Below are 17,212 nucleotides of genomic sequence, written 5' to 3' on the forward strand. Positions count from 1 at the left end.
GTCGGGAATACCGCAAGGAGAATCCGTCTCCTTGCGGTTGTGATTATCAGTAGTACAGGACGGTCAGGTGCCAGGACCAGGTGAGGGTTTCTTCCGTCGCAGCAAAGGTGTAGGTTGCCTCATTAGCACCCGGGATTTCCTCAAATCCGTTGCCCTTGTTCACCTTCCAGACGTAGAGGATTTCTTCAGCATCCTCAAAGCCTTCCAACTTGCTGGTCAGGTACACCGGTTCGCCTTCTGTCATCAGCATGGTCCGGGAAGAGAAGATCGTAACCTTTTTGGGCGTTTCTTCCTTTTCTTCGGGCTGTGCTGGCTGTTCGGGTTCCTCCTCAGACAGCGTGGTCAGGTCATCCACATATACATAGCCGATCTTGTCTTCAATCAGGACAACATACCAGTCATCCTTCTGCTCCAGCACGGTGACTTCGGTGCCTTCTTCCAGTGTCTCGAAGATTGTGCTCAGTCCGTCGGGATTCATACGAACACCGGCTGTTGTTACAGTCTCCAGTGTCACAATTTCAAGTTCGTCTATTGGGGATTCATATTCTTCAATTGTCTTAGGCTTCTCTGTCTCCTTGATTACCTTGGGTACTATATTCTCTTTTTCTTCGTCGGATTCCTCTTCCGCCAAAGCCTGCTGCTCAATTTCTTCTTTCTCAATTTCAGCAATTTCGATCTCGGCATTCTCTTCAGCAGGTTCTTCTTCTGCCGGTTCCTCAGCGGGTTCCTCTTCTGCAGGCACTTCGGTCACAGGTTCCTCAACCGGTTCTTCTGTGATATTTTCTTCCGCAACGGGTTCCGTTGCCGGTTCTTCTACCACGGGTACTTCCACAACGGGTTCTGCTGCCGGCTCTTCCGCCGCGGGTTCTTCGGTCACAGGTTCTTCAGCTACAGGTGTTTCAACCGGTTCTTCCGCGACAACTTCTTCCGCAACGGGCTCCGCTGCCGGTTCTTCAGCAACAGGTTCCTCCGCAGCAGGTTCTGCTGCCGGCTCTTCAGCGGCAGGTTCTTCCACCGCGGGTTCTTCAGCCACAGGTGTTTCAACCGGTTCTTCCGCGACAACTTCTTCCGCTACGGGCTCCGCTACCGGTTCTTCCATAATGGGTTCTTCCACAGCAGGTTCTTCTGCCGGCTCTTCAATGACAGGCTCTTCCACCGCGGGTTCTTCGATTACGGGCTTTTCTGCCGGTTCTCCTGCAGGCGCTTCAGGCTCTTCCTGAGCTGCCGGTTCAGCTTCATTAATCTCATCCAGGCCAAGGGGCGTCTGATATTCTTCGATTTCCTCGGCTTCCTGCTCTTCATTTGCAGAAGGTTCTTCGACTACAGGCTCTTCAGCCTTCGGTTCTTCGGCCTTCCTGAAAGGAATGATCGGCAGGTCTTTGCCATTCAGACTGTTCTTCAGGCTGACTACTTCGGCATCGGTCAGTGCAATCACAGATTCTGCTCTGACATAGCCGCTCAGTTCGCCATTCTCTGTCAGGAAACGAATCTTCAGCCAGTCTTTCTGGGGATTCTCTGCCTTAAACGCGGATGATGCATACGCAACAGACTTGGTGGTAAAGGATCCTACCACCGAGCTCTTGCGCATATCAGAATAGACTTCGGTACCGCCTTTAACGTAGACATAACCTTTTTCAAAATGCACAGGTTCCTCTTCAGCAGGTTCCTGAGCAGGTTCTGCTACGGGCTCTGCTGCGGGTTCCTGAGCAGGTTCTTCAACAGGTTCGGCAGCCGGCTCTGCTGCAGGTTCTGCAGCGGGCTCTGCCGCGGGTTCCTGAACAGGCTCTTCTGCAGGTTCGGCAACCGGCTCTGCCACAGGTTCCTGGACTGGTTCTGCTACGGGCTCTGCCACGGGTTCCTGGGCAGGCTCTTCAACAGGTTCGGCAGCCGGCTCTGCTGCAGGTTCAGCAACAGGTTCAGTAGCGGGCTCAACCACGGGCTCCTGGACAGGTTCTGCTACGGGCTCTGCCACGGGTTCCTGGGCAGGTTCAGCAACGGGCTCTGCCGCAGACTCCTGAACAGGTTCAGCAACGGGCTCTGCCGCGGGCTCCTGGGCAGGTTCAGCTACCAGCTCTGCCGCGGGTTCCTGGACAGGTTCAGCAACCGACTCTGCCGCAGGCTCCTGAACAGGTTCAGTAGCGGGCTCTGCCGCGGGTTCCTGGACAGGCTCTGCCACGGGCTCTGCCGCAGATTCCTGGACAGGTTCAGCTACGGGCTCTGCCGCGGGTTCCTGGACAGGCTCTGCCACGGGCTCTGCCGCAGGTTCCTGGACAGGTTCTGCTACGGGCTCTGCCGCGGGTTCCTGGACAGGTTCTGCTACGGGCTCTGCCGCGGGTTCCGCAACATGTTCTGCCACGGGTTCTGCCGCGGGTTCCGCAACAGGTTCGGCGGGTTCTTCTGCCGGTGCAGCTGTCGGTTCCTCATTAACGACCTGTACGGATTCGGTCACCGGAGCCTGTTCCGGAGCGGCTTCCTGTCCTTCTTCGGCCAGGATTCCAACGGGCAGCAGGCACGCGATCATCGCAAACACACAGGCGATTGCCATCCACTGTTTCATTGTCTTCTTCATTGGTCTTCCTCCCATGCTGGTAAACTCGGTATCGATCAGCCTTTTATCGTCCAAAATGATTAGTGCATACTCTTCTACACATCCAACTTATCACATAATGTCCATCAGTTGTCCAACAAAAAACGTGCAATTTTGATAAAATGAAAGAAAAATTTATAAATTTCTATATTTGATCATCGAAAAAAGCCTAAATTCTGTCCTTTCTCAGTCTGTTCTGGCTGTTCATGGTTTTTGTTGAGTCCCGGTTGTGAATCAGAATGATCCGGAGTCCTAAAATCCCCGGAGACTTCTGTCTCCGGGGATTGGATGGTTTATTGGGGTATTGGATTATTGAGCTGTTTCCGCCGATTCTTCCGCCACGTCGCTGAAGTAGCTGCCGACAATTGCGTCCGCCCAGGAGATGTACTGGGTGATCTTGTAGTTCTGCAGTACTTCCGGATGGAAGTCGTAATACACGTTGGAGTATACGGGGATCATCGGTTCAACTTCGGTGAAACGCTTCAGGAAGCTGAGCCATTTCGTGCAGTACGTCAGCAGGTCACCCTGCTCCGTCTGCCGCATTTCCCCTGCCAGCTTCACCAGTTCCTCATCCTTGACGCCGCATACGTTCACTGCGCCGCCTTCCATAAACATCGGGGAAGGATCGAACGCAACCTCAAAGTTGGTACCAAGGTAAAGCATATCATAGTCCGTATCTGTCTGACCGTAGTAAATCGGCAGTATGGCGTCACTCGTCTCTGTTGTCAGGGAAATCCCAGCTTCCTTCAGGGGGGCTGCAAACCAGATGTCCAGCGCTTCGCCGATATCCGTGGTTACCGGATAAAACAGTTTCAGCTCCAGCGGAACCAGTTCCCCGTTAATATTCTTGCAGCGGACATCGTCCTTGCTGCTGTCATAAGTTCCACCGGTCCGGTTCAGCGTCCATCCGGCCGCGTCGAGAATTTGGTTGGCCCGATCGGTGTTGAATTCATATGTTTCCAGATCGGCAAGGGTTACTTCTTCCCAGTCCTTCTGCAACTGTTCCTTTTCAGCCTCGGTCATACCCTCATCCGGTTCCTGGGCAAGCGTACCGCTTACCATCTGGTACATCCACTGTCCAAGGCCATAGAAACCGTCTGTTTTGACGCCGTATTCACCGACATAGTCATCCTTCAGGGCTTCCTTATCCAGGCACAAAGCAATCGCTTTGCGCACTTCAGGATCCGCCGTCGCGGGGTTCTCCCCGTTGAAGGTGATAAAGCTCAGCCCAGGCCGGGGATATGCGTCTGCAGCAAATGATCCTTCGCCGACTGCACGGGTCATTGCGTCCTGGACCACGTCTGCACGGGACACCTTGTTCAGCAGGCCGTATTTTCCCTGCAGCAGTTCGTCAATCATTGTTTCATTGTTTGCCATTTTGTAAACAATCCGCGGAATAACCGGTTTCATGCCTTCGGAGTTCCCCTTGTAATACGGATTCAGTTCAAACCGAGCTTCTCTTCCGTCAAATGATACCAGTCGATAGGCACCGCTCACCACTTCCGGATGGCTTACATAGCCGCTCGTGGTATTCAGCAGTGTATTCTTCAGCAGGTCTGCCGTAAAAAGTGCGTCACCGCCTGCATTTCCCTTATTCCGGATATACACTCCGTTTCCATCGTCCGCTACTTCGCATCCGGGTGCGATAACCTGAATCGGATAGGGGTAGCAGTCCAATAAACTGACTTCATAGAAGAAAGGCAGGTATGCCGCGTTGATGGTAATTTTCAGCGAATAATCTCCGGTCACCTGTACACCGGCCAGATAAGGGGTATTCCCCGCCGCATAGTCATTCCAGCCAAGCAGGTAATCTGCCTGTTTGGTCGCTCCGCCGATTTCACTGATCAGGGGAGATGTGCGCAGCAGCCAGCTGAATGCATAATCCCAGGCCGTAATCTTCGTTCCGTCGGAATAATACAGGTCATCGTACAGCGTCAGGCTGTAAACATGGTCTCCGGCTGTGTCCCGGGTAACAACACTTCCAATGGTCACCACGGACGGATCCAGCTGGAAGCCGCTGACTGAGGTATTCCACTCAACCAGGTTGTATCCGTGAATCAGCCTCCGCACGTCCACGTCACTGGTGGAGTTTCCCCAGTTGTCCAGGGAGAAAGCTCCGTACATCGGCATTACAGTGCCGACGACCAGTTCATCGTAGTCATACAGGACTGTTTCCGGCTTACTCTGCGTCTCTTCCGCGCCGGGGGTCCCCTCCGCAAATGCCGCGGAAAGGATCATCGTCAGCATTAACAGGACCGCTAATACTTTTTTCATAATACCCCTCTTGTCATACTGATTTCTGGTTTCTTCTATCGATATTATACTGTTTTTTCTGTTTCGCACAACTCAGTATAATCAAATGTGAAGGTGTAATTACCCGCCGCGCAGCACAGGCTGCGCGGCGGGGTTTTGCTTTTTGATTATTCGTAGGTTTCACCGATGCATACACCGAATCCGGACAGGCCCAGGGGCGTATCATAGTCATCGATGATGATGCCGTTGCCCGCTGCCTGGTAGCGGATCGTGTATGCCATGTTCCGTGCCGGCATCTCACCATTCACCACGCGGAAGTTCGCGGTATATCCATCAATCACCGGGCTCAGCACTGAGTACGCTTCACCGTAAGTCAGCGTCCTCTGGTAGGTCGGCGCAGCCTGGGTACCATCTTCGTATACATACAGGATTGTCAGCGTATACTCGTTGGCCGTATAAACCACATCCAGCGTAGTATCCGACATAATGGTACCGCTTACGCGTTCCTTGTCTGCCTTGTGGCCAGTCAGGATCGGCGAAGCCACGTTGTACACCGATCCGGCCATGTACTGGGCTGTGAAGGTATCTGCAGCCTTTTCGCCGTTCACCTGGCCAATCCAGTAGTTCACAGTCAGCCGATACCTCTGGATAACAGGAACCGTATCCGTGCCAGGTTCGCTGGGCACTTCTTCGTCTGTCGGATCGGCGCCCTTTGCGGTTGCAACGTTCACAACATTGCCCGCTTCGACATCCTTTTCCGTCACCACATAGCTGGTCGTGAATTCCTTTTCTTCACCGGGTGCCAGGCTTTCGATCGTCTCGTTCAGGCCAGTCAGTTCATCCTCAACCTTCACGTTGGTCATCGTCAGGTTACCGTCATTGGTAACCACAATCCGGTACTCGATCGTCTCACCCAGCATGTAGCCGTCTGCACTGGCAGGCTCGCTGGTAGAGATCTTCGTCACCGTCATATGGCCCTTCGGATCATCCGTCGGATCGTCCTTAGTGCCTGTGCCGGGATCAGTCGGATCTTCCGTCTTGTTGTCACCGTCAGCGGTTGCTACGTTCTTCACGCCGCCCGCCAGGATGTCGTCCTCGGTCACCGTATAGGTTGTCGTGAATACCTTTTCCTCGCCGACTGCCAGGCTCTCGATTGTCTCGTGCAGGCCCGTCAGTTCGTCGTCCACCTTCACGTTCGTGATCGCCAGGTTGCCGTCATTCGTGACGGTGATCTTGTAGCTGATGGTTTCACCCAGAGCATAGGTCTCACCGTTCGCCGGCGTGGAGGTCGTTTCCTTCACGACGTTCAGGCTCGGATCCGGCTTCTCGGTCGGGTCTTCCTTCGTTCCCTTGCCGGGTTCGGTCGGTTCTTCCGACTTGTTCTCACCGTCCGCCGTCGCTTCGTTCTTCACGCTGCCCGCCAGGATGTCGTCCTCGGTCACCGTGTAGCTCGTCGTGTATACCTTGTTCGCGCCGACTGCCAGGCTCTCGATTGTCTCGTGCAGGCCCGTCAGTTCGTCGTCCACCTTCACGTTCGTGATCGCCAGGTTGCCGTCATTCGTTACGGTGATCTTGTAGCTGATGGTTTCGCCCAGAGCGTAGGTCTCACCGTTCGCCGGTGTGGAGGTGGTTTCCTTCACGACGTTCAGGCTCGGATCCGGCTTCTCGGTCTTCACCGTCGCATCCGCAGTCTTGGTGAGATTGTCAAGCGCTGCCGTCACCGTATTGGTGAATTCGCCCTTGAGGATATCCTCTTCTGTGATCGTGTAGGTTGCGGTAGTATTGACCGTTTCGCCGCCCGCCACATTCTCGAAGGAGTTCTTTGCAAGGGTTACGCCTTCAATCTCGCTCAGCGCGATCGTCTTTGCTGCTTCATAGATATTGGTTGCAGTGATGGTGAAGGTTACTTCATCGCCCAGCCCGTACGGTCCTTCTTCCGCAGTCTTGGTGACTACCAGGGACGGATCCACAGGCTTTTCGCCTTCTCCTTCGCCGTCGGTCACTGTCAGGTCACCAAACACGGTCTTGATCTCATAGTTGGCAGCCTTGGTCCCTTCATTCAGCGTGTAAGTGAACTTGTTCTCGCTGCTGCCCACCAGGGTCTGGGTACCGGTCACGTTATAAGTCGCGCCTTCTTCACCGACAAATCCTTCTCCCGTGACCGTAACCTTGTTATTTGTCAGCGGAGTACCATCATAAACCTTCTGACCGCCTTCGCTGATCAGGTTGACCGTACGCTTGTTGATCTTCAGCGTTGATGTCAGTGTCGCTTCAGATGAGTAGTTCGGGTTCGTCGCCTTCACGTAGATCGTGTACTCGCCGGCGTCAACCTTCGTCAGGCTGCTCAGGTCGGATACATACTCACCGTCTTCGGTGAAGCTGTAACTGTACGTCGTGGTTCCGGTCTTGGCTGTGCTGCTCGGAGTCTTCGTACTCGCATGAGCGGTTCCGTCATACGTATACTCGTCATCTTCCAAGCTGATCGTGAACTTCTCGCTGGTCTTTTCAATTGTCAGCTTGCCCGGTGTGACGGTGATGTCATAGTTCTTCGTCACATCATTCTCGCCCGCCAGGATCTTCACATTGGTCTTTTCGGTGATGGTTCCGTTGTAGGTACCAACTTCGGTTCCCTTTGCGGAGTACTTCACATTGTCCGTATGTCCGCTTACCAGGCCGTCTCCGCTTACCGTTACCGTCGTCAGTTCGATCTCGCTGCCGGTATACGTCTTCGTGTCTGTCTCGCCCGTGAACGTCACCTTCCGGGCATTGATCGTCAGCTTCGCTGTCGTCTTTGCTCCGTCTGTGTAGTTCGGGTTTGTCGCCTTCACGTAGATTGTATACTCGCCGGCACTTACCTTCTTCAGACTGCTCAGGTCAGACACATACTCGCCATCTTCAGTGAAGCTGTAACTGTACGTCGTGGTTCCGGTCTTGGCCGTGCTGCTCGGAGTCTTCGTACTCGCATGAGCGGTTCCGTCATACGTATACTCGTCATCTTCCAGGCTGATCGTGAACTTCTCGCTGGTCTTTTCAATTGTCAGCTTGCCCGGTGTGACGGTGATGTCATAGTTCTTCGTCACATCGTTCTCGCCCGCCAGAATCTTCACGTTGGCCTTCGCCGTGATGGTGCCGTCATACGTGCCGACTTCGGTTCCCTTCGCAGAGTAAGTCACATTGTCCTTATGTCCGCTTACCAGGCCGTCACCGCCTACCGTCACCTTTGTCAGCTCAATCTCGCTGCCGGTATATGTCCTCTTGTCTGTTTCACCCGTGAAGGATACAGAACGCGGATTGATCGTCAGCGTGCCGGCCTCGGCCGTAATCACGTAGTTCTCGGTCACGTCCGTATCGCCGTGCATGATCTTGTAGCCCGCAGCAATCGGGTTGTTCCCTTCTGCTGTGTCTGCCACATTCGTTGCACTGCCCGTCGCGGTCGCTACCAGCTCATCGCCTTCCAGCAGTTCGCCGCTCGTTACCGTCACTTCCGTGTTCGTCAGGGCGTTGCCGTTATAGGTCTGTTCGCCATCCCCTGCCGTGATTGTGATCTCCACGGAAGCCTTGGTTACTTCCAGTTCTCCCTGCTTATAGGCAATGGTGTAGTTCTCCGCCTCGGTGTTCTCTTTCAGCGTATGGCCCGTAATCGTGTTCGCGCTCTTGCCGACCACCGTCTGGCTGCCTTCAACCGTTACGCTCGCCAGGCCTTCTTCGCCGACAAACGCGCCCTTTGTAATCTTGTATGTATTCTTGGTCAGTGCGGTTCCGTCATACTCCTTCGTCGCACTGTCCGCAGTCAGTTCAATCTCCACGGGATTGATCGTCAGCGTGCCGGCCTCGGCCGTAATCACGTAGTTCTCGGTCACGTCCGTATCGCCGTGCATGATCTTGTAGCCCGCAGCAATCGGGTTGTTCCCTTCTGCTGTGTCTGCCACGTTCGTTGCACTGCCCGTCGCGGTCGCTACCAGCTCATCGCCTTCCAGCAGTTCGCCGCTCGTTACCGTCACTCCGTGTTCGTCAGGGCGTTGCCGTTATAGGTCTGTTCGCCATCCCCTGCCGTGATTGTGATCTCCACGGAAGCCTTGGTTACTTCCAGTTCTCCCTGCTTATAGGCAATGGTGTAGTTCTCCGCCTCGGTGTTCTCTTTCAGCGTATGGCCCGTAATCGTGTTCGCGCTCTTGCCGACCACCGTCTGGTTGCCTTCAACCGTTACGCTCGCCAGGCCTTCTTCGCCGACAAACGCGCCCTTTGTAATCTTGTATGTATTCTTGGTCAGTGCGGTTCCGTCATACTCCTTCGTCGCACTGTCCGCAGTCAGTTCAATCTCCACGGGATTGATCGTCAGCGTGCCGGCCTCGGTCGTAATCACGTAGTTCTCGGTCACGTCCGTATCGCCGTGCATGATCTTGTAGCCCGCAGCAATCGGGTTGTTCCCTTCTGCTGTGTCTGCCACATTCGTTGCACTGCCCGTCGCGGTCGCTACCAGCTCATCGCCTTCCAGCAGTTCGCCGCTCGTTACCGTCACTTCCGTGTTCGTCAGGGCGTTGCCGTTATAGGTCTGTTCGCCATCCCCTGCCGTGATTGTGATCTCCACGGAAGCCTTGGTTACTTCCAGTTCTCCCTGCTTATAGGCAATGGTGTAGTTCTCCGCCTCGGTGTTCTCTTTCAGCGTATGGCCCGTAATCGTGTTCGCGCTCTTGCCGACCACCGTCTGGCTGCCTTCAACCGTTACGCTCGCCAGGCCTTCTTCGCCGACAAACGCACCCTTTGTAATCTTGTATGTATTCTTGGTCAGTGCGGTTCCGTCATACTCCTTCGTCGCACTGTCCGCAGTCAGTTCAATCTCCACGGGATTGATCGTCAGCGTGCCGGCCTCGGTCGTAATCACGTAGTTCTCGGTCACGTCCGTATCGCCGTGCATGATCTTGTAGCCCGCAGCAATCGGGTTGTTCCCTTCTGCTGTGTCTGCCACATTCGTTGCACTGCCCGTCGCGGTCGCTACCAGCTCATCGCCTTCCAGCAGTTCGCCGCTCGTTACCGTCACTTCCGTGTTCGTCAGGGCGTTGCCGTTATAGGTCTGTTCGCCATCCCCTGCCGTGATTGTGATCTCCACGGAAGCCTTGGTTACTTCCAGTTCTCCCTGCTTATAGGCAATGGTGTAGTTCTCCGCCTCGGTGTTCTCTTTCAGCGTATGGCCCGTAATCGTGTTCGCGCTCTTGCCGACCACCGTCTGGTCGCCTTCAACCGTTACGCTCGCCAGGCCTTCTTCGCCGACAAACGCGCCCTTTGTAATCTTGTATGTATTCTTGGTCAGTGCGGTTCCGTCATACTCCTTCGTCGCACTGTCCGCAGTCAGTTCAATCTCCACGGGATTGATCGTCAGCGTGCCGGCCTCGGTCGTAATCACGTAGTTCTCGGTCACGTCCGTATCGCCGTGCATGATCTTGTAGCCCGCAGCAATCGGGTTGTTCCCTTCTGCTGTGTCTGCCACATTCGTTGCACTGCCCGTCGCGGTCGCTACCAGCTCATCGCCTTCCAGCAGTTCGCCGCTCGTTACCGTCACTTCCGTGTTCGTCAGGGCGTTGCCGTTATAGGTCTGTTCGCCATCCCCTGCCGTGATTGTGATCTCCACGGAAGCCTTGGTTACTTCCAGTTCTCCCTGCTTATAGGCAATGGTGTAGTTCTCCGCCTCGGTGTTCTCTTTCAGCGTATGGCCCGTAATCGTGTTCGCGCTCTTGCCGACCACCGTCTGGCTGCCTTCAACCGTTACGCTCGCCAGGCCTTCTTCGCCGACAAACGCGCCCTTTGTAATCTTGTATGTATTCTTGGTCAGTGCGGTTCCGTCATACTCCTTCGTCGCACTGTCCGCAGTCAGTTCAATCTCCACGGGATTGATCGTCAGCGTGCCGGCCTCGGCCGTAATCACGTAGTTCTCGGTCACGTCCGTATCGCCGTGCATGATCTTGTAGCCCGCAGCAATCGGGTTGTTCCCTTCTGCTGTGTCTGCCACATTCGTTGCACTGCCCGTCGCGGTCGCTACCAGCTCATCGCCTTCCAGCAGTTCGCCGCTCGTTACCGTCACTTCCGTGTTCGTCAGGGCGTTGCCGTTATAGGTCTGTTCGCCATCCCCTGCCGTGATTGTGATCTCCACGGAAGCCTTGGTTACTTCCAGTTCTCCTGCTTATAGGCAATGGTGTAGTTCTCCGCCTCGGTGTTCTCTTTCAGCGTATGGCCCGTAATCGTGTTCGCGCTCTTGCCGACCACCGTCTGGCTGCCTTCAACCGTTACGCTCGCCAGGCCTTCTTCGCCGACAAACGCACCCTTTGTAATCTTGTATGTATTCTTGGTCAGTGCGGTTCCGTCATACTCCTTCGTCGCACTGTCCGCAGTCAGTTCAATCTCCACGGGATTGATCGTCAGCGTGCCGGCCTCGGCCGTAATCACGTAGTTCTCGGTCACGTCCGTATCGCCGTGCATGATCTTGTAGCCCGCAGGAATCGGGTTGTTCCCTTCTGCTGTGTCTGCCACATTCGTTGCACTGCCCGTCGCGGTCGCTACCAGCTCATCGCCTTCCAGCAGTTCGCCGCTCGTTACCGTCACTTCCGTGTTCGTCAGGGCGTTGCCGTTATAGGTCTGTTCGCCATCCCCTGCCGTGATTGTGATCTCCACGGAAGCCTTGGTTACTTCCAGTTCTCCCTGCTTATAGGCAATGGTGTAGTTCTCCGCCTCGGTGTTCTCTTTCAGCGTATGGCCCGTAATCGTGTTCGCGCTCTTGCCGACCACCGTCTGGCTGCCTTCAACCGTTACGCTCGCCAGGCCTTCTTCGCCGACAAACGCGCCCTTTGTAATCTTGTATGTATTCTTGGTCAGTGCGGTTCCGTCATACTCCTTCGTCGCACTGTCCGCAGTCAGTTCAATCTCCACGGGATTGATCGTCAGCGTGCCGGCCTCGGCCGTAATCACGTAGTTCTCGGTCACGTCCGTATCGCCGTGCATGATCTTGTAGCCCGCAGCAATCGGGTTGTTCCCTTCTGCTGTGTCTGCCACATTCGTTGCACTGCCCGTCGCGGTCGCTACCAGCTCATCGCCTTCCAGCAGTTCGCCGCTCGTTACCGTCACTTCCGTGTTCGTCAGGGCGTTGCCGTTATAGGTCTGTTCGCCATCCCCTGCCGTGATTGTGATCTCCACGGAAGCCTTGGTTACTTCCAGTTCTCCCTGCTTATAGGCAATGGTGTAGTTCTCCGCCTCGGTGTTCTCTTTCAGCGTATGGCCCGTAATCGTGTTCGCGCTCTTGCCGACCACCGTCTGGCTGCCTTCAACCGTTACGCTCGCCAGGCCTTCTTCGCCGACAAACGCACCCTTTGTAATCTTGTATGTATTCTTGGTCAGTGCGGTTCCGTCATACTCCTTCGTCGCACTGTCCGCAGTCAGTTCAATCTCCACGGGATTGATCGTCAGCGTGCCGGCCTCGGCCGTAATCACGTAGTTCTCGGTCACGTCCGTATCGCCGTGCATGATCTTGTAGCCCGCAGCAATCGGGTTGTTCCCTTCTGCTGTGTCTGCCACATTCGTTGCACTGCCCGTCGCGGTCGCTACCAGCTCATCGCCTTCCAGCAGTTCGCCGCTCGTTACCGTCACTTCCGTGTTCGTCAGGGCGTTGCCGTTATAGGTCTGTTCGCCATCCCCTGCCGTGATTGTGATCTCCACGGAAGCCTTGGTTACTTCCAGTTCTCCCTGCTTATAGGCAATGGTGTAGTTCTCCGCCTCGGTGTTCTCTTTCAGCGTATGGCCCGTAATCGTGTTCGCGCTCTTGCCGACCACCGTCTGGCTGCCTTCAACCGTTACGCTCGCCAGGCCTTCTTCGCCGACAAACGCGCCCTTTGTAATCTTGTATGTATTCTTGGTCAGTGCGGTTCCGTCATACTCCTTCGTCGCACTGTCCGCAGTCAGTTCAATCTCCACGGGATTGATCGTCAGCGTGCCGGCCTCGGTCGTAATCACGTAGTTCTCGGTCACGTCCGTATCGCCGTGCATGATCTTGTAGCCCGCAGCAATCGGGTTGTTCCCTTCTGCTGTGTCTGCCACATTCGTTGCACTGCCCGTCGCGGTCGCTACCAGCTCATCGCCTTCCAGCAGTTCGCCGCTCGTTACCGTCACTTCCGTGTTCGTCAGGGCGTTGCCGTTATAGGTCTGTTCGCCATCCCCTGCCGTGATTGTGATCTCCACGGAAGCCTTGGTTACTTCCAGTTCTCCCTGCTTATAGGCAATGGTGTAGTTCTCCGCCTCGGTGTTCTCTTTCAGCGTATGGCCCGTAATCGTGTTCGCGCTCTTGCCGGCCACCGTCTGGTCGCCTTCAACCGTTACGCTCGCCAGGCCTTCTTCGCCGACAAACGCGCCCTTTGTAATCTTGTATGTATTCTTGGTCAGTGCGGTTCCGTCATACTCCTTCGTCGCACTGTCCGCAGTCAGTTCAATCTCCACGGGATTGATCGTCAGCGTGCCGGCCTCGGTCGTAATCACGTAGTTCTCGGTCACGTCCGTATCGCCGTGCATGATCTTGTAGCCCGCAGCAATCGGGTTGTTCCCTTCTGCTGTGTCTGCCACATTCGTTGCACTGCCCGTCGCGGTCGCTACCAGCTCATCGCCTTCCAGCAGTTCGCCGCTCGTTACCGTCACTTCCGTGTTCGTCAGGGCGTTGCCGTTATAGGTCTGTTCGCCATCCCCTGCCGTGATTGTGATCTCCACGGAAGCCTTGGTTACTTCCAGTTCTCCCTGCTTATAGGCAATGGTGTAGTTCTCCGCCTCGGTGTTCTCTTTCAGCGTATGGCCCGTAATCGTGTTCGCGCTCTTGCCGACCACCGTCTGGCTGCCTTCAACCGTTACGCTCGCCAGGCCTTCTTCGCCGACAAACGCGCCCTTTGTAATCTTGTATGTATTCTTGGTCAGTGCGGTTCCGTCATACTCCTTCGTCGCACTGTCCGCAGTCAGTTCAATCTCCACGGGATTGATCGTCAGCGTGCCGGCCTCGGCCGTAATCACGTAGTTCTCGGTCACGTCCGTATCGCCGTGCATGATCTTGTAGCCCGCAGCAATCGGGTTGTTCCCTTCTGCTGTGTCTGCCACGTTCGTTGCACTGCCCGTCGCGGTCGCTACCAGCTCATCGCCTTCCAGCAGTTCGCCGCTCGTTACCGTCACTTCCGTGTTCGTCAGGGCGTTGCCGTTATAGGTCTGTTCGCCATCCCCTGCCGTGATTGTGATCTCCACGGAAGCCTTGGTTACTTCCAGTTCTCCCTGCTTATAGGCAATGGTGTAGTTCTCCGCCTCGGTGTTCTCTTTCAGCGTATGGCCCGTAATCGTGTTCGCGCTCTTGCCGACCACCGTCTGGTCGCCTTCAACCGTTACGCTCGCCAGGCCTTCTTCGCCGACAAACGCGCCCTTTGTAATCTTGTATGTATTATTGTTGAGTGCGACTGTATCACACTCCTTCGTCGCACTGTCCGCAGTCAGTTCAATCTCCACGGGATTGATCGTCAGCGTGCCGGCCTCGGTCGTAATCACGTAGTTCTCGGTCACGTCCGTATCGCCGTGCATGATCTTGTAGCCCGCAGCAATCGGGTTGTTCCCTTCTGCTGTGTCTGCCACATTCGTTGCACTGCCCGTCGCGGTCGCTACCAGCTCATCGCCTTCCAGCAGTTCGCCGCTCGTTACCGTCACTTCCGTGTTCGTCAGGGCGTTGCCGTTATAGGTCTGTTCGCCATCCCCTGCCGTGATTGTGATCTCCACGGAAGCCTTGGTTACTTCCAGTTCTCCCTGCTTATAGGCAATGGTGTAGTTCTCCGCCTCGGTGTTCTCTTTCAGCGTATGGCCCGTAATCGTGTTCGCGCTCTTGCCGACCACCGTCTGGTCGCCTTCAACCGTTACGCTCGCCAGGCCTTCTTCGCCGACAAACGCACCCTTTGTAATCTTGTATGTATCTTGGTCAGTGCGGTTCCGTCATACTCCTTCGTCGCACTGTCCGCAGTCAGTTCAATCTCCACGGGATTGATCGTCAGCGTGCCGGCCTGGGTCGTAATCACGGAGTTCTCGGTCACGACCGTATCCCCGTGCATGATCTTGTAGCCCCGCAGCAATCGGGTTGTTCCCTTCTGCTGTGTCTGCCACATTCGTTGCACTGCCCGTCGCGGTCGCTACCAGCTCATCGCCTTCCAGCAGTTCGCCGCTCGTTACCGTCACTTCCGTGTTCGTCAGGGCGTTGCCGTTATAGGTCTGTTCGCCATCCCCTGCCGTGATTGTGATCTCCACGGAAGCCTTGGTTACTTCCAGTTCTCCCTGCTTATAGGCAATGGTGTAGTTCTCCGCCTCGGTGTTCTCTTTCAGCGTATGGCCCGTAATCGTGTTCGCGCTCTTGCCGACCACCGTCTGGCTGCCTTCAACCGTTACGCTCGCCAGGCCTTCTTCGCCGACAAACGCACCCTTTGTAATCTTGTATGTATTCTTGGTCAGTGCGGTTCCGTCATACTCCTTCGTCGCACTGTCCGCAGTCAGTTCAATCTCCACGGGATTGATCGTCAGCGTGCCGGCCTCGGTCGTAATCACGTAGTTCTCGGTCACGTCCGTATCGCCGTGCATGATCTTGTAGCCCGCAGCAATCGGGTTGTTCCCTTCTGCTGTGTCTGCCACATTCGTTGCACTGCCCGTCGCGGTCGCTACCAGCTCATCGCCTTCCAGCAGTTCGCCGCTCGTTACCGTCACTTCCGTGTTCGTCAGGGCGTTGCCGTTATAGGTCTGTTCGCCATCCCCTGCCGTGATTGTGATCTCCACGGAAGCCTTGGTTACTTCCAGTTCTCCCTGCTTATAGGCAATGGTGTAGTTCTCCGCCTCGGTGTTCTCTTTCAGCGTATGGCCCGTAATCGTGTTTGCGGCCTTGCCGCCGACCGTCTGGTCGCCTTCAACCGTTACGCTCGCCAGGCCTTCTTCGCCGACAAACGCGCCCTTTGTAATCTTGTATGTATTCTTGGTCAGTGCGGTTCCGTCATACTCCTTCGTCGCACTGTCCGCAGTCAGTTCAATCTCCACGGGATTGATCGTCAGCGTGCCGGCCTCGGCCGTAATCACGTAGTTCTCGGTCACGTCCGTATCGCCGTGCATGATCTTGTAGCCCGCAGCAATCGGGTTGTTCCTTCTGCTGTGTCTGCCCCATTCGTTGCACTGCCCGTCGCGGTCGCTACCAGCTCATCGCCTTCCAGCAGTTCGCCGCTCGTTACCGTCACTTCCGTGTTCGTCAGGGCGTTGCCGTTATAGGTCTGTTCGCCATCCCCTGCCGTGATTGTGATCTCCACGGAAGCCTTGGTTACTTCCAGTTCTCCCTGCTTATAGGCAATGGTGTAGTTCTCCGCCTCGGTGTTCTCTTTCAGCGTATGGCCCGTAATCGTGTTCGCGCTCTTGCCGACCACCGTCTGGTCTGGCCTTCCACCGTTACGCTCGCCAGGCCTTCTTCGCCGACAAACGCACCCTTTGTAATCTTGTATGTATTCTTGGTCAGTGCGGTTCCGTCATACTCCTTCGTCGCACTGTCCGCAGTCAGTTCAATCTCCACGGGATTGATCGTCAGCGTGCCGGCCTCGGCCGTAATCACGTAGTTCTCGGTCACGTCCGTATCGCCGTGCATGATCTTGTAGCCCGCAGCAAGCGGGTTGTTCCTTCTGCTGTGTCTGCCACATTCGTTGCACTGCCCGTCGCGGTCGCTACCAGCTCATCGCCTTCCAGCAGTTCGCCGCTCGTTACCGTCACTTCCGTGTTCGTCAGGGCGTTGCCGTTATAGGTCTGTTCGCCATCCCCTGCCGTGATTGTGATCTCCACGGAAGCCTTGGTTACTTCCAGTTCTCCCTGCTTATAGGCAATGGTGTAGTTCTCCGCCTCGGTGTTCTCTTTCAGCGTATGGCCCGTAATCGTGTTCGCGCTCTTGCCGACCACCGTCTGGCTGCCTTCAACCGTTACGCTCGCCAGGCCTTCTTCGCCGACAAACGCGCCCTTTGTAATCTTGTATGTATTCTTGGTCAGTGCGGTTCCGTCATACTCCTTCGTCGCACTGTCCGCAGTCAGTTCAATCTCCACGGGATTGATCGTCAGCGTGCCGGCCTCGGCCGTAATCACGTAGTTCTCGGTCACGTCCGTATCGCCGTGCATGATCTTGTAGCCCGCAGCAATCGGGTTGTTCCCTTCTGCTGTGTCTGCCACATTCGTTGCACTGCCCGTCGCGGTCGCTACCAGCTCATCGCCTTCCAGCAGTTCGCCGCTCGTTACCGTCACTTCCGTGTTCGTCAGGGCGTTGCCGTTATAGGTCTGTTCGCCATCCCCTGCCGTGATTGTGATCTCCAC

The 17,212-nt window shown here is 55.6% G+C and carries 10 protein-coding genes; all 10 read right to left on the reverse strand.

Features of this window, described 5'->3' with window-relative positions:
• Positions 1-46: 46 nt before the first annotated feature.
• A complete protein-coding gene (locus JNO48_05345) occupies positions 47-2,569 on the reverse strand; it encodes a hypothetical protein (GenBank protein ID QTE69325.1) in 2,523 nt (840 codons plus the stop codon).
• Positions 2,570-2,896: 327 nt separating this feature from the next.
• Positions 2,897-4,861: an ABC transporter substrate-binding protein gene (locus JNO48_05350; protein QTE69326.1), complete on the reverse strand. Its 1,965-nt coding sequence runs from the start codon at positions 4,859-4,861 to the stop codon at positions 2,897-2,899.
• A 146-nt stretch (positions 4,862-5,007) separates the two neighbouring features.
• Positions 5,008-8,841, reverse strand: a complete 3,834-nt coding sequence (locus JNO48_05355; protein ID QTE69327.1) for a hypothetical protein — start codon at positions 8,839-8,841, stop codon at positions 5,008-5,010.
• Positions 8,838-10,985, reverse strand: a complete 2,148-nt coding sequence (locus JNO48_05360; protein ID QTE69328.1) for a hypothetical protein — start codon at positions 10,983-10,985, stop codon at positions 8,838-8,840. Before JNO48_05360 ends, JNO48_05355 begins: the two co-directional genes overlap by 4 nt.
• Positions 10,986-10,996: 11 nt before the next feature.
• Complete coding sequence (locus JNO48_05365; GenBank protein ID QTE69329.1) at positions 10,997-14,731, reverse strand: hypothetical protein; 3,735 nt, start codon at positions 14,729-14,731, stop codon at positions 10,997-10,999.
• A 20-nt stretch (positions 14,732-14,751) separates the two neighbouring features.
• Positions 14,752-14,925: a hypothetical protein gene (locus JNO48_05370; protein ID QTE69330.1), complete on the reverse strand. Its 174-nt coding sequence runs from the start codon at positions 14,923-14,925 to the stop codon at positions 14,752-14,754.
• A complete protein-coding gene (locus tag JNO48_05375; GenBank protein QTE69331.1) occupies positions 14,861-15,982 on the reverse strand; it encodes a hypothetical protein in 1,122 nt (373 codons plus the stop codon). The genes JNO48_05370 and JNO48_05375 overlap by 65 nt, the downstream gene beginning before the upstream one ends.
• Positions 15,961-16,287: a hypothetical protein gene (locus JNO48_05380; protein ID QTE69332.1), complete on the reverse strand. Its 327-nt coding sequence runs from the start codon at positions 16,285-16,287 to the stop codon at positions 15,961-15,963. The genes JNO48_05375 and JNO48_05380 overlap by 22 nt, the downstream gene beginning before the upstream one ends.
• Complete coding sequence (locus tag JNO48_05385; GenBank protein ID QTE69333.1) at positions 16,245-16,502, reverse strand: hypothetical protein; 258 nt, start codon at positions 16,500-16,502, stop codon at positions 16,245-16,247. Before JNO48_05385 ends, JNO48_05380 begins: the two co-directional genes overlap by 43 nt.
• Entirely contained in the window at positions 16,481-17,212 is a 732-nt protein-coding gene (locus JNO48_05390) for a hypothetical protein (GenBank protein ID QTE69334.1), read from the reverse strand. Before JNO48_05390 ends, JNO48_05385 begins: the two co-directional genes overlap by 22 nt.

It is taken from the genome of Clostridiales bacterium, from assembly GCA_017569285.1.
In the GTDB taxonomy this organism is placed as follows: Bacteria; Bacillota; Clostridia; order Christensenellales; family Aristaeellaceae; genus Aristaeella.